Source organism: Pseudomonas capsici (assembly GCF_017165765.1).
Taxonomy (GTDB): Bacteria; Pseudomonadota; Gammaproteobacteria; order Pseudomonadales; family Pseudomonadaceae; genus Aquipseudomonas; species Aquipseudomonas capsici.
In genome coordinates this window covers 31,748-53,189 of sequence record NZ_JAFGZD010000019.1, presented here as the reverse complement: position 1 = coordinate 53,189, position 21,442 = coordinate 31,748, and the positions used below count along the sequence as shown (strand labels likewise).

Below are 21,442 nucleotides of genomic sequence, written 5' to 3'. Positions count from 1 at the left end.
GACAGATTTCATGGGACCAATTTCATGCATTCAGGCACTCCCGCGTTTCCCTTGAACCTCGCCGGTGTCGAACTGGATCGTCGCAAGGGTTTGAGTCGGCAGCTTTATCAGATTTTGCGTCAGCGCATTCTCGAGGGCGGTCTTGCCAGCGGGACGCGCCTGCCAGCCAGTCGTGATCTGGCCGAATCCTTGTCGATTTCCCGAAACAGCGTGATGCGTGCCTACGATCAGCTTTATGCCGAAGGTTTTATCGAGGGACGCATCGGTGACGGGACCTATGTCGCTCAGTTGCCCGATAAAACAGCAGTTGTTGAGAATTCCTCGGTAAAAAAATTATCCACTGAACTATCCACAGGCTTATCAACAAGGTTACGCACAGGTTTATCCACATTTTCCTGCGAAAATCTTCAGAATGTGCCCAATCAAGTTATCCACAGTCCGGCGCTGGAGCTTCTGCAAAAGCATCATTTGAATGCCCCGCTAAAGGGTGCACCGCGAGCCTTTCGGGTGGGGGTTCCGGCTTTCGATCTTTTCCCCTTTACCCAGTGGGGCAAGCTGCATGCGGCTTTCTGGCGCAGGCCGGATCTTCAACTGCTGGGTTATGGCGAAGCGGCGGGAGAGTGGCGACTTAGAGAGCTGATTGCCTCGTATCTGCGTTCATCGCGCGGGCTGCATTGCTCGGCTGAACAAATAGTGATCACCAATGGCGCGCAGCAGGCAATCAGCCTTTGTGCACAGTTGCTGCTGGAGGCGGGCGATGGGGTGGCTGTGGAAAACCCCGGCTATCGTGCCGCAGGTCATGCCTTTGCCGTGGCGGGTGCCAGGTTGCAGGGCATTGCCGTCGATGAGGACGGCATGCGCTGTGCCGACCTTGAGCAGACCGATTGCAAACTGGCTTATGTCACGCCTTCCCATCAATACCCGACCGGTGTGGTCATGAGTCTGGCACGCCGCCTGGAATTGCTGGCCTGGGCAAAAAACAATCAGGGCTGGATTGTCGAAGACGACTACGACGGCGAGTACCGTTACAGCGGCGCGCCTCTGGCACCGCTGGCGGCGCTGGATGGGGCAGGGCGGGTTCTGTATGTCGGGACTTTCGGCAAGGTGGTTTTCCCGGCGTTGCGTCTGGGGTATCTGGTCTTGCCTCAGGGATTGGTCAAGCCATTCAGCCAGCGTCGGGGCGTGGACATGCGCCATTCCGAGGTCAGTACCCAGGCAGTGATGGCGCAATTTATCGCGACCGGTCACTTTCAACGTCATATTCGTCGCATGCGCCGTGCGGCCTTGAGTCGTCGCAATGCACTGCTTGAAGGCTGGCCGGACAATATCCCGGGCTGTGGCGCGATGCCCAGGGTCGTGGCCGGCCTGCATGTCATGGTCCGTGTGAACAGTCTGGCTCGTGAGCGCGAGCTGATCGACAAGGCCGAGAGTATCGGTGTCGAAATCAATGCCTTGAGCGACTACTGGCTCCCGGATTCAACCGAGCCTGTGGATAACCGCGCCGGGCTGGTCCTTGGGTTTGCAGGCGTGCCGGAAGCTGCGATTGCCGATGCATTGGGCAGATTGCGTCGGGTCTGGTAACCGAGGACTCTTTCGTTGCCTGACCAGTAGCCTGTGGCGAGGGGATATACTGCGCGGGACTGTTTTCCCTGCTGAGATTTTCCAATGAGTACTTCTCTTTCGGCTGCGCCTTCGCGCAAGCCCGGTGTGACGTTGGTCGCTGTTCTACTGCTTTTATCCGCTGCGCTGTTCTTGCTCAGTAGCACCAATGTGCGTCAGGTACTGTTGCTGATCGTGGGCGCGGCTCTGGGCCTTACGCTCTATCACGCAGCGTTCGGTTTCACGTCTGCATGGCGGGTCTTCATCAAGGAGCGACGGGGCGCAGGCTTGCGGGCCCAGATGGTTATGCTGGCGTTGGCGGTTGTGCTGTTCTTTCCTGCTTTGGGCGCTGGCACGCTGTTTGGCCAGCCGGTCAACGGGCTGGTCGCCCCGGCGGGTGTTTCGGTGGTGTTCGGAGCGTTCATCTTCGGTATCGGGATGCAACTGGGCGGTGGGTGTGCCTCGGGCACCCTGTTCACTGCCGGTGGCGGCAATGCGCGGATGCTGGTGACTCTGCTGTTCTTCATCCTCGGCTCCCTGATTGCGACTCACCATGTCGACTGGTGGTTCTCGCTGCCATCCTTCCCGGCCACCTCCATCGTGAAAAGCTTTGGCGTGATGCCTGCCCTGGGGCTGAGTCTGGCGGTATTCGCGTTCATTGCGTGGCTGACCGTGCGTCTGGAAAAACACCGCCATGGCGAGCTTGAAGCGCCTGTCACCAGCGAGCATCGTGGCCTGCAACGATTCCTGCGCGGCCCATGGATTCTGGTCTGGGGGGCGGTGGCTCTGGCGTTGTTGAACTATGCGACTCTGGCGCTGGCCGGGCGGCCTTGGGGTATCACGTCGGCTTTCGCTCTGTGGGGGGCCAAAGTGGCAGGAAGCCTTGGTGTGGATGTCGGCAGCTGGGTATTCTGGCAGATGCCGGCGAATGCCAAGGCGCTGGCGGCTCCGGTCTGGGAAGACATTACCAGCGTGATGGATGTCGGCATCATGATCGGGGCGTTGTTGGCTGCCGGGCTGGCGGGGCGTTTTGCACCGAATCTGAATATTCCGGCCCGTTCGCTGATCGCTGCCGTGGTGGGCGGCCTGCTGCTTGGCTACGGCTCACGCCTGGCCTACGGTTGTAACATCGGCGCGTATTTCAGCGGTATTGCTTCGGGCAGCCTGCATGGCTGGCTGTGGTTGCTGGCAGCTTATGCAGGCAACGTTGTCGGTGTTCGTTTCCGACCGTTCTTTTTCGCTTCGGAGCGTCCTCAGGTGGCCCTGAGCGGTTGCTGAGTGCGTCCGATTGTCTGGCATAAAAAGCGTCCGATAGCGAACCATCTGCGCTAACGGCATTCAAACCCTCGGTAGTCGGTCGGGTATTTGGCAGTCCCGCACTTTTATCGATGAGGTGATTTTTGCGAAAGGCGATCATTGAGAAGTCCCGATTTCTGAACAGGACAATCGGTTATGTAGGGTGGTCGCTTTTCTGGCTGCTGATATGGGATGTGATTGTGACGGTCGACTTCATGTTGTACCTGGAGCGCAAGATCACCCTGCCATCGATGCCGTTGACGCTGTTGGGGTCGTCCCTGGTGGTGTTGATCAGTTTTCGTAACTCCAGCGCCTACAACCGCTGGTGGGAAGCCCGGACTCTCTGGGGAGCCATGGTCAACAGCTCCCGCAGCTTCGCTCGCCAGACATTGACGCTGATCGATGACGAGGAGGGCATCAACCCGATCAAGGCGGTATTGCTGCGTCGCCATGTGGCTTATGTGAAAGCCCTGGCGGCGCATCTGAAGGGTGATGTTACCCAAGCCGATATACAGGCCCTGATTCCTCGCGAAGAGTTCGAGCGCCGCCTGGACACCAATAACTTCCCCAACGATCTGCTCAATGCCAGCGCTGCGCTGATTGCCAAGGAGTACAAGGCCGGGCGTCTGGACAGCATTCGTCTGGCACGCCTCGAATCGACGATGGTGGATCTCTCCAACTGCCAGGGCGGTATGGAGCGTATCGCCAACACCCCGCTGCCTTACCCCTACGTAGCGTTCCCGCGGTTGTTCATCACCCTGTTCTGCCTGATCGTACCCATCGGTCTGGTTGAAACCCTGGGCTGGTTCACGCCCCTGGCGTCGACGGTCGTGGGCTTCATGCTGCTTGCCATCGAAAAGATCGGTACAGACCTGCAAAGCCCGTTCCGTGCGAGCCAGCATGAGATTCAGACGATTGCGCTGTGCGAGAACATCGAGCGCAATCTGGCCTCGATGCTCAAAGGGGCCGAGGTGGAAAGCAAGTCCAGGCGAGCCCCTGCGTTGCAGGAATAAGGACGCGTCTTTTCGTGAAAAACTGAAAGGGCGTTCTGTCAGTTCTATCAGGTTACAAGCCTGCGGGCGGTGCCTACTCTGGCGATAACTTCTTTCCGAGGAGTATCGCCATGCAGCTTTTCAAGCTCGGTGCGCTCTCAATACTCTTGCTGGCGGCCCAGGCCTCCAGTGCCGACGATCTTCACGGCAACACCCCTGATGGCACGCGTAACGACGGCAACGATGAAATCGTGCTGCAGGGTTTTCACTGGAACTCCAGCCGCTCAAGTCCGGGCAGTTGGTACAGCACACTCAAGACAATGGCCCCGCAGATCAGTGCCGATGGCTTTACCTCGGTCTGGATGCCTGTGCCCTGGCGGGATACCTCGCGCTGGAGCGATCCCGGCTCGGGCGCTTCGGGTGGTGGCGAAGGGTATTTCTGGCAGGACTTCGACAAGAACAGCGCTTATGGCAGCGATGCCGAACTCAGGCAGGCTGTCGATGCCTTGAGCGTTGGCAATATCAAAGTGATCTATGACGTGGTGCCCAACCACATGGATCGACAACACGTCGGGCCTGCGCTCAAGGATGCCCTGAGCGACAAGACGGCCTGGCGCGACGGTTGCGCCCAGTGTGACGATGGCGATCCGTTCATGGGCGGTGATGCCGACCTCAATACGCAAAAGCCCGAAGTGTTCAGCCTCTTCAAGAACGAGTTCCTGAATCTGCGTGACAACTACTCCGCCGATGGCCTGCGTTTCGATTTTGTAAAAGGCTATAGCGCCACGACTGTGGATAACTGGATGAAAGCCTTCGGGGACGGGCAATTCTGCGTGGGGGAGCTCTGGAAAGCGCCGAACGAATATCCTGCCAATGACTGGCGACGCAATGCGACCTGGCAGGACAGTCTGAAAGACTGGTCCAATCAGTCGCATTGCACGGTATTCGATTTCGCTCTCAAGGAGCGCATGCAGAACGCCGGGCTTGCCGAATGGCGACACGGGCTCAATGGCAATCCCGATCCCGCCTGGCGTGCGGCCGCCGTAACCTTTGTGGATAACCATGACACCGGCTATTCGCCGGGTGCCAATGGCGGTCAGCATCACTGGTCTTTGCCCGAGCATCTCCGGGATCAGGCCTATGCCTACATTCTCAGCAGCCCCGGCACACCTGTCGTCTACTGGCCGGACATGTATGACTGGCCGCGCGGCCAACTGCTGCGCCAGTTGATAGAGATACGGCGCACGGCCGGTATCAAGGCCGATTCGGCGATCAGCTTTCTGGACAATTACTCAGGGCTGGTCGCCGAGGTGACAGGCTCGCAACAGATGCTGCTGGTTGCACTGGGCTCCAACTTCAAGAGCGAGAGTGTGCCGACCAGTTTCAGTCAGGCGCTGGTTGCAGGCGACAACGGGGCCATACGGATCTGGCGGGCCAAGGGGGTCGATGTGCAGTTTCGCTGTGACAAGGGCGAAACCCGGGTAGGTGAAAGTGTGTATGTCGTGGGATCGGGCTTCGAGCTGGGCGAGTGGAACCCCGCAAGAGCTGTTCGCCTGGATGATCTGAGCCAGTACCCGAACTGGAAAGGGCAAATCAGGCTTGCCGACAATACCCGCTATGAATGGAAGTGCATCGTGCGCAGCGAGGCTGACCCGAGCAACGTCATCAAATGGCAGGAAGGAGGGAATACGGAGTTTGTTGCCAATGAAAAAGGTAGCACTGCGGCTACCTTTTAGGTCCTGCTGTGGTGGGCGAGCTGCTTAACGCAGCTCTCCACACAGATCCAGCTCCACCAGACGCCGGACCTCTTCAATCTTCAAGCCTGCCCCCAGCAGCGCATGCAGTTTGCCAAGCGCTGCTTCACGGGTCATGCCGCCACCGGAAAGGACGCCCACGTCGCGCAGCTTGCTGCCTGCTTCGTAGATATCCAGATCGACACCGCCTTCATGACATTGAGTGATCGCGACCACGCAGATGTCCTGTTGCCGTGCACGCTCCAGGCTGGCCATGAATTGTGGGTTTTCGCTAGGGGCTGTGCCACTGCCGAAGCATTCGAGCACCAGGCCTTTGATACCGCTTTCGACCAGCGCATCGATCTGCGCTGCTCCGATACCGGGAAACAGAGGCAATACGGCGACATTCACCAGTGCCTTGGGCTGACGATAATCCAGCGCCTCGGGCAACGAAGTCGCCGCCTGACCGCCACGGGAGCGTTGCAACGGTGCGAACGGATGACGACCGAAGCTGCGGATCTTCGCGCAGCGTGTGGGCGCCATCAGTTCTCCGTGGAAGTACAGGTGAACACCCGGTGTCAGGCCCGAACCCAGTGCCAGCAGGGAGCCGTTGACGTTTTCCCAGGCATCGCTGTCGGGTACGCCGGCGGGCAGCATGGAGCCGGTGAACACCACTGGCGCATCGAGCCCCAGCAACTGGAAGCTGGCCGCGGCAGCGCTGTAGGCCAGGGTGTCGGTGCCATGCAGCACCAGCACCGCGTCGCAGCCCTCATCCACGGCTTCGATCACCGCTTCGCGCAGGCGCAGCCAGTAATCGGGCGTCATGTTGGCGCTGTCGATCAGGGGCGACATCTCGCGAAAACGCCACTGCGGTACCACCAGTTCAGGAAGGTCGGCCAGTTGCCCGGCCATCCTTGCCTCGAAACCGGAAGCTGGAACCAGGCCATTGGCGCTGGCTTGCATGCCGATGGTGCCGCCGGTGTAAAGAACCATCACTCGCTGAGCGGGTTGGGGTGCATCATGAGCCATGGTTCTCTCCTGCGGCATTTCGGTGATTAGTGTGCTTGTGAAGCAGGTTTGGCTGCCGCGTCGACGCTGCCTTGAGGCTGTTGCGTCGGGTTGGCTGGCCAGGCGTTGCGGTCCAGATCCAGATCCGGGAACTTGCTGGAATCGAAGACCGGAACCTTGATGCCTGCCTTACGCTGGGCATCGTAGTCACGCATGATACGCATGGCGACCTTGAACAGCAGCGCCAGGGCGATCAGGTTGACGAAGGCCAGCAGGGTCATGGCGATGTCGGCGAAGGCGAACACCGTCTTGAGGTCCACTACGGCACCCCAGAAGATCAGGGCCAGAACCACGATGCGGAAGCCGACGATGGCCTGGATCTTCTCGCCTACCAGGAAGCGCAGGCTGTTTTCGCCCAGGTAGTAGTTGTAGAGGATCGAGGTGAATACGAACAGGGCCAGCGCAACGCTGATGAAGATACGGCCCCAGTCACCGACTACGGCTGCCAGAGAGTTCTGTGCCAGAACGATACCGTTGCCGCTGTAGCCGACGTCATAGATACCGGACAGCAGGATCAGCAAGGCAGTACAGGTGCAGATCACGAAAGTGTCGAGGAATACGCTGAACGCCTGAACCACGCCTTGGGCAACCGGGTGCTCGACCTGTGCAACGGCGGCAACGTTCGGGGCACTGCCCAGACCGGCTTCGTTGGCGAAGACGCCACGTTTGACGCCCATCACGATTGCGCTGCCGATCAGGCCGCCAAACACCGGGTCAAGACCGAAGGCGCTCTTGACGATGGTGACCAGCATGGCTGGAACGTGATCGATCTGGATGGCGATGACGTAAATGGTGACCGCGATGTAGATCAGGGTTTTGACCGGTACCAGCAGGTCGGAAATGGCAGCGATACGCTTGATGCCACCGACGAACGCCAGGCCCAGCAGAACGACCAGACAGATACCGGTGGTGGTGTGGTCCACACCGAAAGCGCTATTGAGCGAGTCGGTCACGGCATGGGATTGCAGGCCGTTGAAGGAAAGACCGAAAGTCATGATCAGCAGGACTGCCATGACCATACCCAGCCAGCGCTTGCCCAGGCCGTGCTGGATATAGAACGATGGACCGCCGCGGAACTGGCCTTCGGAGTCCTTGCGTTTGTAGAGCTGAGCGAGGGAACACTCGATGAAGCTGCTGGACATGCCGACCAGCGCGGTAACCCACATCCAGAATACGGCACCCGGGCCGCCCAGTGTCACGGCAAGGCCGACACCTGCGATGTTGCCTGCACCGACGCGGCCCGCAAGGCTGAGCATCAGGGCCTGGAACGAACTCAGTTGACCCGCGCTGCTACGCAAGCTGTCGCGAAAGACCGCGAACATGTGGAAGAAGTGACGAAACTGAACGAAACGCGAGCGGATCGTGAAGTAACCACCTAGGCCTACGATAAGGACGATGAGGACCTTTCCGGAGAGGAAGTCGTTAATCATTTCCAACATTTTTGTTATTCCTCGCTACTTTTGAGGGGGCGCACTATACCGGTGCAAAGTTTTTACGTCTGTAGCCGCTTTGTTGTGTAACTGAATCTTCATTTGCGGTGCGAAACGAATGTTTTTGCAGGACCTCAGCAAAAACGGGCTTTTCAGGTGCTTGATGCCCTCCTTTGGGTCGTCAGCAAGCAGGCAAAAAAAAGGGTCTGGAGAATCACTCCCAGACCCCCAAAAGGTGAGGGGTGTCTAGGCCCTCAACCTGGTGAGCATGTTGCGAAAATCATTTTCGGTCAGGCCTTCAGAGGCGCCAGACGCGGAGCGATCATGTTCTCCGGACGCAGGATGTCATCGAGCATCGCGTCGTCGAGCAAGCCTTCTTCGCGGACCAGTTCCAGTACGCCGCGGCCACTTTCCAGGGCGACGCGAGCGATACGGGTCGAGTTTTCGTAACCGATGTAAGGGTTCAGTGCGGTGACCAGGCCGATGGAATGCTCGACCAGTTCACGGCAGCGCTGTTCGTTGGCGGTGATACCGACGATGCAGTGCTCGCGCAGCATGTCCATGGCACGTTGCAGCAGGCGGATCGAGTCGAAGATCTTGTAGGCGATCAGCGGCTCCATGACGTTGAGCTGCAGTTGGCCGCCTTCGGCTGCCATGGTCAGGGCCAGATCGTTGCCGATGATTTCAAAGGCAACCTGGTTGACGGCTTCCGGGATGACCGGGTTGACCTTGCCTGGCATGATCGAGCTGCCCGGCTGACGCGCTGGCAGGTTGATTTCGTTGATGCCGGTGCGTGGGCCGCTGGACAGCAGGCGCAGGTCGTTGCAGATCTTCGACAGCTTGACCGCGGTACGCTTGAGCATGCCGGAGAACAGCACGAAGGCACCCATGTCGGAAGTCGCTTCGATCAGGTCGGCAGCCGGAATCAGCGGATGGCCGCTGATGATTGCCAGACGCTCGACCGCCAGCTTCTGATAGCCCGGGTCGGCGTTGATGCCGGTACCGATTGCAGTACCGCCCAGGTTCACTTCGGTCAGCAGTTCCGGAGCCAGAGTGCGCAGGCGGTTCAGGTCTTCGGTCAGGGTGGTGGCGAAGGCACGGAATTCCTGGCCCAGGGTCATCGGCACCGCGTCCTGCAACTGGGTACGGCCCATTTTCAGAACGTGGCTGAATTCTTCGCCCTTGGCGGCGAAAGACTGGATCAGGCTTTCGAGGCTGGCGAGCATGGCGTCATGGCCCAGCAGCAGACCCAGACGGATGGCCGTCGGGTATGCATCGTTGGTCGACTGAGCCATGTTCACGTCGTTGTTCGGGTGCAGGTGCTTGTATTCGCCTTTTTCGAAGCCCATGGCTTCAAGGGCGATGTTGGCGATGACTTCGTTGGCATTCATGTTGGTTGAAGTGCCAGCGCCGCCCTGGATCATGTCGACAACGAACTGATCGTGGAAATCGCCGCGGATCAGACGTGCGCACGCTTCGCTGATGGCTGCGTGCTTGGCATCGTTGAGGTGTCCCAGCTTGTGGTTTGCATCGGCTGCTGCCTGCTTGACCATTGCCAGTCCGATGACCAGTTTCGGGTAGTGCGAAAGCGGTACGCCGGAGAGGTGAAAGTTATTCACTGCTCGCAGGGTCTGAATGCCGTAGTAAGCGTGAGCAGGTACTTCGAGAACACCAAGCAGGTCTTTTTCGATGCGCAGTGATGCAGGCGAGGACATGATAGAGATCGTCTCAAATAAGGCACAACAATGCCGGAACGCCGCGAATGTTGGGGTTTGAGCCGGAAGTTGACCAATGCTGTTAAACGCTGCCCTATGCAATAACGGCATAATGCACATGTGACGTGGGTTTCTCTTTGTTCGTAAACAGGACAAAATGTCGCACTTGTATTTGTTTTTGTCGCAGAGGCGACGTTATCTGGCAAATTGCGCGGCAAAATGAATGAGCGTGTGCAGAGTGAATGTCCCGGTTAAAGGGGGCATGTACTCGGCATATGGGCTGCAGGAGCACCCCTTGATGCGAAAAGCCGCTGAAAGGCCGCCAGTCCGGTAGCTGTACCCCGAATGTCCGGGAGGACGTAATGAACCTGGAAAGCAAATGGCTGGAAGATTTCAGTGCTCTGGCTGCCACCCGTAGTTTTTCCCAGGCAGCCGAGCGTCGTTTCGTGACGCAGCCGGCTTTCAGCCGCCGTATCCGCAGCCTGGAGTCGGCCCTTGGGCTGACGCTGGTCAATCGCTCGCGGACGCCTGTCGAATTGACGGCTGCCGGGCAGTTGTTTCTGGTCACGGCGCGCACGGTCGTCGAACAGCTTGGTGAAGTGGTGCGTCATCTGCATCATCTGGAAGGCGGGCAGGGTGAAGTCATTCAGGTTGCAGCCGCGCATTCCCTGGCGCTCGGCTTCTTTCCCCGCTGGATCGCCCAGTTGCGCAATGACGGCTTGAACATCGCGACCCGGCTCGTAGCGACCAACGTCGGCGATGCCGTGCATGCACTGCGCGAAGGCGGCTGCGATCTGATGCTGGCCTTCTATGACCCGGATGCCGCCTTGCAGATGGATGCGGAAATCTTCCCTTCGCTGCATCTGGGCCACACCGAAATGCTGCCGGTCTGCGCCGCCGATGCCAATGGCCAGCCCCTGTTCGATCTGGAGAATGAACAAAGCGTGCCGTTGCTGGCCTACAGTGCCGGTGCTTTCCTGGGGCGCTCGGTGAATCTGTTGCTGCGTCAGCGGAATCTGCGATTTACCACGGTGTATGAAACGGCAATGGCCGACAGCCTCAAAGGCATGGCGCTCGAAGGGCTGGGGATTGCCTGGGTGCCGCATCTGAGTGTGCGGGCCGAGCTGGAACGAGGCGAACTGGTGGTCTGTGGCGGGTCGCACTGGCATGTTCCACTGGAAATTCGTCTGTACCGCTGCGCCCTGGTACGCAAGGCCAATGTCAGGTTGTTGTGGCGCAAACTGGAAGGCGGCGCGGCCCAGTAGTCCGCCGCGCCAAGATCAGGATCAGGGATAGTTGTCGAGGTGGCGGGCAATGATCTGTTTGTTCTTGTCGCTGTAGATATAACAATTGGCCCGCAATACTTCACGGCTGGGCGTTATATTGGTTTCGCACCACCAGCCCTTTCTGAACAGTATTTCCGAATACTCATGGTCGCCACCTAACATATGACCTATCTCGTGTGCGGCCGAAGTGTAAGTCTGCATGGACGCTACCGCTGCATAATGTCCGATGCGCGTATAACCATAGGTATCTGAATTGATCTTGTGCCGTGTCAACAGCAGGTACTTGCCTGTCTGGTTTCTCGGCAGGTTCTTCTCATTGAGGTAGCGATTAACACGCGCTGTCCATTGCAGATGTCCCTCGCTCAGATCGACGGTCCGGTAGTCAAAGTCTGTCAGGCCCGGGCGGTGTTCGATGAGATCGATATAGACCCGGCGACCGGTAAAGCTTTCCAGATCTTTTATCATCCATGAGAAATAGTCGGCGCGGATATTGGCCCGCTCGGCGACCGGGATATCATCATGTACGAAGATATAAAAGAACAGTGGGCGTTTCTCCTGAGCCTCGCAAAGAGCGAATGGCAGTAAAGCGAATAACAGTACGGCGATGAAGCTGTTGATAAGTTTTTCAAAAGGGGCGTTCATATACTTGATCCATGAGTCATTGCGACGACGGTCCATCCTGTGGGTCGCGTTTTATGCAGACTCTTGTTGAGTTGCTTTTAGAGGTTTGAAGCAGCTAATACAAAAACCGAACGGATTATTAGTTGGTGATTACCCAGGGTTAAGTCGGGCCTTTGGATGAGTTCCGTAGGAATTTTTTCTGGCAGGCAGGTCGTCCGGCAGGTCGTTTTGCACGGTGTCGGCAAGGTCTTCATGCAGATGGTCGTCAGGGGGGCTCTCATCCTTGCGCTTTGAGGTATACTGCGCGGCCTTTGGCCGGTTGAATCGGCCATTATTCGTACAACAAGCCACGCCGGCCTTCCCGCGTGGCTTGTTGTTTTTAGACGCGCCTGCGGGCGCCCGATGAGAGGCACGACGATGAGCGCACTGGTTGGCGTGATCATGGGCTCCAAGTCCGATTGGTCCACCCTTAGCCACACCGCCGATATGCTGGAAAAGCTCGGCATCCCTTATGAAGTCAAGGTGGTGTCTGCCCACCGGACGCCGGATCTGCTTTTTCAGTACGCTGAAGAAGCCGAAGGCCGTGGTATCGAAGTGATCATCGCCGGTGCTGGCGGTGCAGCTCACTTGCCGGGCATGTGTGCTGCCAAGACGCACTTGCCGGTACTGGGCGTTCCGGTTCAGTCCTCGATGCTGTCGGGCGTCGATTCCCTGCTGTCCATCGTGCAGATGCCGGCAGGCATTCCTGTAGCGACCCTGGCCATCGGCAAGGCAGGCGCGATCAACGCCGCTCTGCTGTCCGCCAGTATCCTGGGCGCCAAGCATCCTCAATTCCATGCAGTGCTGAAGAAGTTCCGCACTGAGCAGACAGACAGCGTGCTGGACAATCCAGACCCGCGCCACGCCTGAGGTTTTTCCATGAAGATCGGTGTAATCGGTGGCGGCCAGCTGGGCCGCATGTTGGCTTTGGCAGGTACGCCGCTGGGTATGAACTTCGCCTTTCTCGACCCCGCACCGGATGCCTGCGCTGCCGCGTTGGGCGAGCATCTGCGTGCCGATTACGGCGATCTGGATCACCTGCGTCAGTTGGCCGATGAAGTCGATCTGGTGACGTTCGAGTTTGAAAGCGTACCCGCCGAAACCGTGGCGTTCCTGTCGCAGTTCGTGCCGGTCTATCCGAGCGCCGACGCCCTGCGCATCGCTCGCGATCGCTGGTTCGAGAAAAGCATGTTCAAGGACCTGGGCATCCCGACGCCTGCGTTCGCGGATGTCCAGTCGCAGTCCGATCTGGACGCAGCCGTGGCCAGTATCGGCCTGCCCGCCGTGCTGAAAACCCGCACCCTGGGTTACGACGGCAAGGGTCAGAAAGTCCTGCGCACGGCTGCCGATGTGGTCGATACCTTTGCCGAACTGGGCAGCGTGCCTTGCCTGCTGGAAGGCTTCGTACCCTTCACCGGTGAGGTTTCGCTGATTGCCGTGCGTGCCCGCGATGGTGAAACACGTTTCTACCCGCTGGTGCATAACACCCACGAGAACGGCATCCTGCGCATCTCCATCGCCAGTACCGATCACCCGCTGCAGGCGCTGGCCGAAGATTACGTCGGTCGGGTTCTGAAGCAGCTCGATTACGTTGGCGTGCTGGCCTTCGAGTTCTTTGAAGTCGATGGCGGCCTGAAAGCCAATGAAATCGCGCCGCGTGTGCACAACTCCGGTCACTGGACCACCGAAGGTGCCGAGTGCAGCCAGTTCGAGAACCACCTGCGGGCGGTTGCCGGTCTGCCACTGGGTTCCACGGCCAAGGTCGGTGAGAGCGCCATGCTGAACTTCATCGGCGAAGTCCCCGCTGTGGACAAGGTCATCGCCATCGATGACTGCCATCTGCATCACTACGGCAAGGCCTTCAAGGCCGGTCGCAAGGTGGGTCATGCCACCGTGCGCAGCGCCGATCGTGCGACCCTGGACCGTCAGGTCAAGCTGGTCGAGGCACTGATTCAAAACTGATTGCCTCCGATTCCCGGCCCTTTGTTTTCAAGGGGCCCGGAACCAATCCTGTCCCCTTGTTCTCAGATAGCAGTAAGCCAAGGCTGCAATCGGCTTTGGCATGTCCAACACATCGGGGGAAATGACATGGGCATCATTGGCACCATCTTTATCGGCTTGATCGTCGGTCTGCTGGCGCGTTTTCTCAAGCCGGGCGATGACAGCATGGGCTGGATCATGACCATCCTGCTGGGTATCGGCGGCTCTCTGGCTGCGACCTATGGCGGTCAGGCGCTGGGTATCTATCAGGCGGGTGAGGGTGCAGGTTTCCTGGGCGCGCTGGTCGGTGCAATCATTCTGCTGTTTATCTACGGCATGATTAAAAAGAAGAGCTGATCTTCATTTAATGGCCCTCTGCAATGCGCAGAGGGCTAGAATGCGCGGCAGTCTTTCCTGCCTTTGCCGAGCTTTATGATGCGTCGTTTTCTGTTGATGACCCTGTTACTGGTATCCGGGCTCGTGCATGCCGAGATTCCCGAGACCGACTGGCTTGAACTCATGCCCAAGTCGGACCAGAAAGCCCTCGAAGCCATGCCCGAGATCAGCCATGACTCTCCCGAAGCCATGGGGACCTTCGACAGCAAGGGTGGTTTGAAGCAGAGCAAAGGCTTGCCTGCCGTCATGTATTCGACCAAGACCGTGGCCGACATGAACGGCAAGACGATCCGCCTCGGCGGTTATCCGGTGCCGCTGGAAACCGACGCCAAAGGCCATAGCACTTTATTCTTTCTCGTCCCCTATCCGGGTGCCTGCATCCATGTGCCGCCACCACCTCCGAACCAACTGGTGCTGGTTCGTTACCCCAAAGGCCTGAAACTGGATGATATCTACACACCCTTGTGGGTAGTGGGTACCCTGAAGATTGAGAAGGTCAGTAACGATCTGGCCGATGCGGCCTATGCGATGGATGCTTCAAAGGTCCGGGTCGTGGTCGACTCGGACCTCTGATGCCGGGTTTCAGAGTGCCTCACTCCAGATACTGATCCCCAGGACATGCATGTCCTGAGGCGCCAGATTCACCACATCGTCCAGCACGTTGGCGGTTTCGACGCATACCATGCGCTGCCAGCCATCGGGCTTCATGTCGACGAGCTTGCTGGTCCTTTCGATCCACGGGTTCCACAGGACGGCGGATTTCGAGCCGCTGGTCTGGATGTGAATCCGGCGGTTCCACTGCGGATCGACAATGCTGAGCAATGGCGGCGTGTCCTGGTAAATGCGGTCGGTTTCGCCACTGAAGGTCAGGTCACCGCTTTGCTGGCGTTCTTCCCAGTTTTCCAGGGTTTCGATATAGCGCAGGCCATCGAGCCCTTCGATGCGGATCTGGTGAATATCGCTGATGGCGAAGTAGGTGTGCAGAGCCTGGCTGAAGCTGACGGTTTCGCTCCCGCTGTTATAGCTGACCAGGCTGACATTGAGTGCGTGGTCCAGGCGGATGCTGAGTTTCAGGGCTACGTTGTGCGGCCAGCCGGGTAAATGACCTTCAGCCTGTGGCAGGACGAACTCCACCAGCAGCGCATCGCCATCTTCGCCAATCCCCAGCAGTTCCCAGTCCAGAGTCCGGGCTTCCCCGTGGGCTTTTGCAGGCTCGCTGCTCTGGCGCATCGCCTGCACGCTTTGCGGGTTGCGCTCCAGGCTGCCGAACCATGGCCAGCAAACCGGAATGCCGGCACGAATCGGCTTGCCTTGCTTGAATAGCGCACCATCATTGAGCCAGACCAGAGGCTCCTGGCCTGCGACCTGGTAACTGAGGATATGCGCGCCTTGCTGGGCAACCAGCAGCTCTGCATCGCCATGACGGATACGCCAGCAATTCAGCTCGTCGTATTTTACGGATTCAACCTGCGGTGTTGGCATGCGAAGTTCTCACTCAATGACCGTGACATGAATAGACGCTTTCAAGGTCGAGGAGTTTAGCTCTAACCGGCCGGTCTTTGCCCGAACGACAATTAACGTCGTGCCGGAACCGAACGTGTCCGGCCGCTGCCGTCGATGGCGACGAAGACGAAGGCGGCTTCGGTGACCTTGCGCCATTCGCTGGTCATCGGATCGTCGCTCCAGACTTCGACCATCATCTTGATCGAGGTACGGCCAACTTCCAGGGTCCGGGTATAGAAGGAAAGCTGTTCGCCAACAGCGACCGGAACCAGGAATGCCATGCGGTCGATCGCAACGGTGGCGACACGTCCGCCGGCGATCTTGCTGGCCATGGCGGTGCCTGCCAGGTCCATCTGTGAAACCAGCCAGCCACCAAAGATATCGCCGAAACCATTGGTTTCACGGGGCAGGGCTGTAATTTGCAAGGCCAGGTCGCCTTGTGGGGTTGGATCTTCTTGTTCGAGCTCAATCATGCCTAGGGTGCCTCTGACCCATGACTCTCATTTTTTACCGCGGTTGACAGGTGCCATTCAAAACTACGCGGATGAACATTATGTGTTCAGCCGACTCATGGCGCCAAAAGGGAAACTCTGCGAAAGCCGCTGGCTAAAGAGGTTTTTGCGCAGTTTCCCAATGCGCGTGACGGTCTGCGAGTATATCGGGCGTTGCGTCACAGCACGACCATTGGGCTTTCTTTTTACAGGTGCTGCTTCTACTAGGGTGTTTTTTGAAACAATTTGCTATCTTGCCTGACCTCTACAGGTGACAAGACTGCCTGTACACGCAATTTTGGTGCCTATCTGCACAATTGCCCTGGACAATCGCTTCTGCACGCCACCCCGCCGCAGCCAGCGTAGCTGTCGTTAGCTCATTCAAAGAAAAGCCCAAAGAGAAGCCTTGTCATGTCATCCGTACCTTTAGATTCCGCGAAGTCAGCGCGGCCCTTGACCCGCAGCGACTACAGAACCCTGTCGCTTTCAGCCCTGGGTGGGGCGCTGGAGTTTTACGACTTCATCATTTTCGTTTTCTTCGCGGCGGTGGTCGGGAAGCTGTTCTTCCCGGCAGACATGCCCGACTGGCTGCGCATGATGCAGACCTTCGGCATTTTCGCCGCGGGTTATCTGGCAAGACCTCTGGGCGGCATCATCATGGCGCATTTCGGTGACCTGCTGGGCCGCAAGAAAATGTTCACCCTGAGCATTCTTATGATGGCCGTGCCGACCCTGATCATGGGTCTGCTGCCAACCTATGCGCAGATCGGTATGTGGGCACCGATCCTGCTGCTGTTGATGCGCGTCATTCAAGGTGCTGCGATTGGCGGTGAAGTGCCGGGTGCCTGGGTATTCGTGTCCGAGCACGTTCCGGCCCGTTATGTCGGATATGCCTGTGGAACGCTGACCGCCGGCCTGACGGCGGGCATCCTGATCGGCTCGCTGGTTGCGACGGTGATCAACAGCATCTACACGCCGGTCGAGGTTTCCGACTACGCATGGCGTATTCCTTTCCTGCTGGGCGGCGTGTTCGGCCTGATGTCGGTCTACCTGCGTCGCCTGCTGCACGAAACCCCGGTGTTTGCCGAATTGCAGCAGCGCAAGGCGCTGGCCGAAGAGCTGCCGCTCAAGGGCGTGCTGCGTGATCATCGCGGTGCCGTGGTGCTGTCGATGTTGCTGACCTGGCTGCTGTCGGCCGGGATCATCGTCGTGATTCTGATGACGCCGACCCTGCTGCAGACCAAATACGACTTTCCGGCAGCCACTGCCTTGAAGGCCAACAGCCTGGCTATCGTCCTTCTGAGCCTGGGTTGCATCGGTGCAGGCGCGCTGGCGGATCGTATCGGCGCTGGCCTGGTATTGCTGCTGGGCAGCGCAGGTCTGCTGATCAGTTCCTGGACTTTCTACCACGTGCTGGCCGCACATCCTGACTGGCTGTTCCCGCTGTATGCCGTGACCGGTCTGTTCGTCGGTACCATCGGCGCAGTGCCGTACGTGATGGTCAAGGCATTCCCGCCTGTGGTGCGTTTCTCGGGACTGTCGTTTTCCTACAACGTGGCGTATGCGATCTTCGGCGGTCTGACCCCGATGGTCGTGACTCTCATGCTCAAGAGCAGCCCGATGGCGCCGGCCTGGTACGTGGCGGCATTGAGTGGTCTGGGCATGGCGCTGGGTCTGTATCTGCTCTCCAGAAAGCGCTGATTGCCTCGCGCTGCAGCATTTTGTCTTGTGATAAAGGCTGTCATCCCGAAAGGGGGACGGCCTTTTCATCTTATTGTCACAATCAATTCATAGAGTATTCATACGACCCTCCACGATGGCAGGTCGCAGAACCTCTACATACCCTGCAGGAGCGCAAGGCATGACCCTCAAGAGCTGGATGACCGCATTGACATTCGTTGCCGCTGGAGTTGCGGCAGCCAATTCCTTCGCTGCCGTTGACCCTGCGATCAAGCCTTACGCAAAAACCACGGGTGTCTCCGGAAACCTCTCCAGTGTGGGTTCCGATACCCTGGCAAACCTGATGACTCTGTGGGCCGAGGCCTACAAGAAAGAATACCCGAGCGTGAACATTCAGATTCAGGCCGCCGGTTCCTCCACTGCACCGCCAGCCCTGACGGAGGGCACTGCCAACCTCGGGCCGATGAGCCGCAAGATGAAGGATGGCGAACTGTCGGCATTTGAGTTGAAGCACGGTTACAAGCCGACGGCCATTCCGGTCGCCGTGGATGCCCTGGCCGTGTTCGTACACAAGGACAACCCGATCAAGGGCCTGACCATGCAGCAGGTGGACGCGATCTTTTCCGTAACCCGCCTGTGCGGTGCCAAGGCCGATGCCAAAACCTGGGGCGATGTCGGCGTGACCGGTGACCTGGCGAGCAAGCCGATCCAGTTGTTTGGTCGCAACTCGGTGTCCGGCACGTATGGCTACTTCAAGGAAGAGGCGCTGTGCAAAGGCGACTTCAAGGCCAACGTCAACGAGCAGCCGGGTTCGGCTTCGGTGGTCAGTTCCATCAGCAGTTCGCTGAACGGCATTGGTTATTCGGGTATCGGCTACAAGACTTCCAGCGTCAAGACTGTACCGCTGGCCAAGAAAGAAGGCACGGAGTTCGTCGAGGACAATGAAGCCAACGCCTTGAACGGCACTTACCCGTTGTCGCGCTTCCTCTACGTTTATGTGAACAAGGCGCCGAACAAGCCTCTGGCACCACTGGAAGCCGAATTTCTGAAGCTGGTGCTGTCCAGGCAGGGCCAGGAAGTGGTGATGAAGGACGGTTACATTCCGTTGCCGTCCCGTGTAGTGGAAAAGGCATTGGCCGATCTGGGCCTGCAAGGTACCTCGGGTGTCGCCTCGAAATAACAGCAGCATGAGGGGAGGCTGAAGGATTGGCCTCGCAATCAATTGAACAGTCCGCTGCCGGCTTTCCTGGGTGGCGGGCTTTTTTGCGTCACCTTACTGTAATGTTTTTGTCATACAAGGCCGTTACGGTGTGCGCGCATGAATGATCTGGCTAAGTCGAGAATGAATCAGAGTTCACCTCCAGCGCGCATTGATTTCAATACGCCCGAGATGCTGCGCAAACGCCGTGTTCGTGCCTTCAAGGACCGCCTGACCCGCTGGTATGTCGCCGTCGGTGGGCTTGCCGTGCTGGCGGCTATCACGCTGATCTTTTTCTACCTCGCCTATGTTGTCGCGCCGCTGTTCAAAGGGGCCAGCCTGAGCGTCAAGACGCCGCTGAACGCTACCTGGATGCAGGACGCCGGCAAGCCGCTGATGATTACCATCGAAGAACAGAACCAGATCGGCATGCGGATTTCCGACAAGGGTGAAGTGATCTTCTTCGATATCAAGGAAGGCAGCGAGCTGCAGCGCATCAGCCTGCCGCTGCCGGCCGGAGTGAGCGTTGCGTCGATCGGCAAGGATCAGCCCGGCGCGCCGCTGATTGCCCTGGGCCTGTCCAATGGTCAGGTGCTGATCTTCAAGCATGCCTACCAGACAACTTACCCGGACAACAGGAAAACCATCACGCCGAGCATTGCCTGGCCTTACGGCGAGACCCCGCTGGTGCTGGACGATCAGGGCCGGCCGGTGGAGTACGTTACCGTCAGCGCCAGTGGCGACAACCTCAAGGTGGCAGGCTCTACCGGAACCCAGCTGCACGTTCTGGCGCTGGAGCAGACCGAGAACATGATGACGGGCGAGATGACCCGCGAGCAGAGCCGCATCGATCTGCCGCAGATGTCCGCCGCCGTCAAAGCCATTTATATCGATCCTCGCCAGCAATGGTTGTATGTGATCAACGGCCGTGCCCAGGCCGATGTGTTCAGCCTGCGTGACCGCACCCTCAATGGTCGTTACAAGCTGCTGGAAGACGGCAACGCGGAAATTACCGCCAGCGCCCAGTTGGTGGGCGGCATTTCACTGATCATCGGTAACTCCAAGGGCAGCATGAGCCAGTGGTTCATGGCCCGTGACACCGATGGCGAACAGCGCTTCATGCGCGTTCGCGACTTCAAGATGAGCCACGCGCCGATCGTGCAGATCAGGGCCGAGCAACGCCGCAAGGGCTTCATCGCTCTGGATGCTTCGGGCAAGCTTGGGGTGTTCCACAGCACGGCACATCGCACCTTGCTGGTCGATCAGGTGGTTGAAGGCTCGGGCATCCTGGCACTGTCGCCACGGGCCAACCAGATTCTGGTCGAGAGTTCAGGCCTGCTGCTGCCCATGACGCTGGATAACCCGCATCCGGAAGTGTCCTGGAGTTCGCTGTGGGGCAAGGTCTGGTACGAAAACTACGATGCGCCTCAGTATGTCTGGCAGTCCACGGCATCCAACAGCGATTTCGAGCCCAAGCTGAGCCTTGCACCGCTGACCTACGGCACACTGAAAGCCGCGTTCTACGCCATGATCCTGGCCGCACCGCTGGCCATTGCTGCTGCGATCTACACTGCTTACTTCATGGCACCGGGCATGCGCCGCAAGGTCAAGCCGGTCATCGAGCTGATGGAAGCGATGCCGACGGTGATCCTCGGCTTCTTTGCCGGCCTGTTCCTGGCACCTTACCTGGAAGGCCATTTGCCCGGCATCTTCAGCCTGCTGCTGTTGACGCCCATCGGCATCCTGCTGGCGGGCTTTTTGTGGACGCGCCTGCCCGAGTCGATTCGCCTGCGCGTCCCCGATGGCTGGGAAAGCGCGATTCTGCTGCCGGTGGTGGTGCTGGTGGGCTGGTTCTCCCTGGGTATGAGCCCGCATCTGGAAAACTGGTTCTTCGGCGGCGACATGCGCATGTGGATCAGCAATGACCTGGGCATCACCTACGATCAGCGCAATGCACTGGTCGTGGGTATCGCCATGGGCTTTGCGGTCATCCCCAATATCTATTCGATTGCCGAAGATGCGGTGTTCAGCGTGCCGCGCAGCCTGACCCTCGGTTCGCTGGCCCTTGGCGCGACTCCCTGGCAGACCCTCACTCGTGTGGTGATCCTGACCGCCAGCCCCGGCATCTTCTCGGCGTTGATGATCGGCATGGGGCGTGCCGTGGGTGAAACCATGATTGTGCTGATGGCCACCGGTAACACGCCGATCATGGACATGAACCTGTTCGAGGGCATGCGCACCCTGGCGGCCAACGTCGCTGTGGAGATGCCGGAGTCGGAAGTGGGAGGCAGTCATTATCGAGTGCTGTTCCTGGCGGCGCTGGTGCTGCTGGTGTTCACTTTTGTCATGAACACCCTGGCAGAGCTGATTCGTCAGCGCCTGCGCAAGAAATACTCGTCGCTTTAAGGAAGGCAG

18 protein-coding genes are annotated in these 21,442 nt (G+C 58.7%); 12 read left to right on the top strand and 6 right to left on the bottom strand.

From position 1 onward, the window contains the following. Window positions 1–24 precede the first annotated feature (24 nt). The 4 genes from pdxR to JSY17_RS20635 all read left to right on the top strand — a co-directional run bounded on the left by pdxR (window position 25) and on the right by JSY17_RS20635 (window position 5,623). Window positions 25–1,581 carry a MocR-like pyridoxine biosynthesis transcription factor PdxR gene (gene pdxR / locus JSY17_RS20650; protein WP_206402843.1) on the top strand — a complete coding sequence of 519 codons (1,557 nt, stop codon included), beginning with the start codon at window positions 25–27 and terminating at the stop codon, window positions 1,579–1,581. Between the two features lie 84 nt (window positions 1,582–1,665). Beyond that, the gene (locus tag JSY17_RS20645; RefSeq protein ID WP_206402844.1) at window positions 1,666–2,877 is read left to right on the top strand and encodes a YeeE/YedE family protein; all 1,212 of its coding nucleotides are present in this window, start codon (window positions 1,666–1,668) and stop codon (window positions 2,875–2,877) included. Between the two features lie 137 nt (window positions 2,878–3,014). Further along, on the top strand, window positions 3,015–3,908 hold the full coding sequence (locus JSY17_RS20640) for a bestrophin family protein (protein WP_404823363.1): 894 nt from the start codon (window positions 3,015–3,017) through the stop codon (window positions 3,906–3,908). Window positions 3,909–4,018: 110 nt separating this feature from the next. Next, window positions 4,019–5,623 carry a glucan 1,4-alpha-maltotetraohydrolase domain-containing protein gene (locus JSY17_RS20635; protein WP_206402845.1) on the top strand — a complete coding sequence of 535 codons (1,605 nt, stop codon included), beginning with the start codon at window positions 4,019–4,021 and terminating at the stop codon, window positions 5,621–5,623. Between the two features lie 24 nt (window positions 5,624–5,647). Here the strand turns inward: JSY17_RS20635 and JSY17_RS20630 are convergent, their stop codons facing one another. From JSY17_RS20630 to aspA, 3 genes are all read right to left on the bottom strand, one after another. After that, a complete protein-coding gene (locus JSY17_RS20630; protein ID WP_117184677.1) occupies window positions 5,648–6,649 on the bottom strand; it encodes an asparaginase in 1,002 nt (333 codons plus the stop codon). Window positions 6,650–6,675: 26 nt separating this feature from the next. After that, entirely contained in the window at window positions 6,676–8,127 is a 1,452-nt protein-coding gene (locus tag JSY17_RS20625) for an alanine/glycine:cation symporter family protein (protein ID WP_206402847.1), read from the bottom strand. A gap of 281 nt (window positions 8,128–8,408) precedes the next feature. Next, a complete protein-coding gene (aspA, locus tag JSY17_RS20620) occupies window positions 8,409–9,833 on the bottom strand; it encodes an aspartate ammonia-lyase (RefSeq protein WP_206402848.1) in 1,425 nt (474 codons plus the stop codon). 362 nt (window positions 9,834–10,195) lie between these two features. Between aspA and JSY17_RS20615 the strand changes: the two genes are divergently transcribed. Beyond that, the gene (locus tag JSY17_RS20615) at window positions 10,196–11,098 is read left to right on the top strand and encodes a LysR substrate-binding domain-containing protein (RefSeq protein ID WP_117180644.1); all 903 of its coding nucleotides are present in this window, start codon (window positions 10,196–10,198) and stop codon (window positions 11,096–11,098) included. Window positions 11,099–11,119: 21 nt separating this feature from the next. Here JSY17_RS20615 and JSY17_RS20610 read toward each other — a convergent pair whose 3' ends face one another. Continuing rightward, entirely contained in the window at window positions 11,120–11,761 is a 642-nt protein-coding gene (locus JSY17_RS20610; RefSeq protein ID WP_206402849.1) for a hypothetical protein, read from the bottom strand. Between the two features lie 396 nt (window positions 11,762–12,157). Between JSY17_RS20610 and purE the strand changes: the two genes are divergently transcribed. The 4 genes from purE (at window position 12,158) to JSY17_RS20590 (ending at window position 14,728) form a co-directional block, all read left to right on the top strand. Further along, window positions 12,158–12,649 carry a 5-(carboxyamino)imidazole ribonucleotide mutase gene (gene purE / locus JSY17_RS20605; protein WP_025262557.1) on the top strand — a complete coding sequence of 164 codons (492 nt, stop codon included), beginning with the start codon at window positions 12,158–12,160 and terminating at the stop codon, window positions 12,647–12,649. 9 nt (window positions 12,650–12,658) lie between these two features. Beyond that, window positions 12,659–13,741 (top strand): 5-(carboxyamino)imidazole ribonucleotide synthase, encoded by a 1,083-nt coding sequence (locus JSY17_RS20600; protein ID WP_117167856.1) that lies wholly within the window; start codon window positions 12,659–12,661, stop codon window positions 13,739–13,741. A gap of 126 nt (window positions 13,742–13,867) precedes the next feature. After that, the gene (locus tag JSY17_RS20595; protein WP_117167855.1) at window positions 13,868–14,116 is read left to right on the top strand and encodes a GlsB/YeaQ/YmgE family stress response membrane protein; all 249 of its coding nucleotides are present in this window, start codon (window positions 13,868–13,870) and stop codon (window positions 14,114–14,116) included. Between the two features lie 78 nt (window positions 14,117–14,194). After that, window positions 14,195–14,728 carry a DUF3299 domain-containing protein gene (locus JSY17_RS20590; protein WP_117180681.1) on the top strand — a complete coding sequence of 178 codons (534 nt, stop codon included), beginning with the start codon at window positions 14,195–14,197 and terminating at the stop codon, window positions 14,726–14,728. Between the two features lie 9 nt (window positions 14,729–14,737). Here the strand turns inward: JSY17_RS20590 and JSY17_RS20585 are convergent, their stop codons facing one another. Both JSY17_RS20585 and JSY17_RS20580 read right to left on the bottom strand, forming a co-directional pair. Continuing rightward, window positions 14,738–15,637 carry a D-hexose-6-phosphate mutarotase gene (locus tag JSY17_RS20585; protein ID WP_117180647.1) on the bottom strand — a complete coding sequence of 300 codons (900 nt, stop codon included), beginning with the start codon at window positions 15,635–15,637 and terminating at the stop codon, window positions 14,738–14,740. 92 nt (window positions 15,638–15,729) lie between these two features. Beyond that, window positions 15,730–16,131 (bottom strand): acyl-CoA thioesterase, encoded by a 402-nt coding sequence (locus JSY17_RS20580; protein WP_117167853.1) that lies wholly within the window; start codon window positions 16,129–16,131, stop codon window positions 15,730–15,732. Window positions 16,132–16,560: 429 nt separating this feature from the next. On the opposite strand from JSY17_RS20580, the gene JSY17_RS20575 reads away from it, so the two are divergent. The 3 genes from JSY17_RS20575 (at window position 16,561) to JSY17_RS20565 (ending at window position 21,433) form a co-directional block, all read left to right on the top strand. After that, window positions 16,561–17,850, top strand: a complete 1,290-nt coding sequence (locus JSY17_RS20575) for an MFS transporter (protein WP_117167852.1) — start codon at window positions 16,561–16,563, stop codon at window positions 17,848–17,850. Between the two features lie 160 nt (window positions 17,851–18,010). After that, a complete protein-coding gene (locus JSY17_RS20570) occupies window positions 18,011–19,009 on the top strand; it encodes a phosphate ABC transporter substrate-binding protein PstS family protein (RefSeq protein WP_117184673.1) in 999 nt (332 codons plus the stop codon). A 138-nt stretch (window positions 19,010–19,147) separates the two neighbouring features. Next, on the top strand, window positions 19,148–21,433 hold the full coding sequence (locus JSY17_RS20565; protein ID WP_162883176.1) for an ABC transporter permease subunit: 2,286 nt from the start codon (window positions 19,148–19,150) through the stop codon (window positions 21,431–21,433). The last annotated feature ends 9 nt before the right edge of the window (window positions 21,434–21,442 follow it).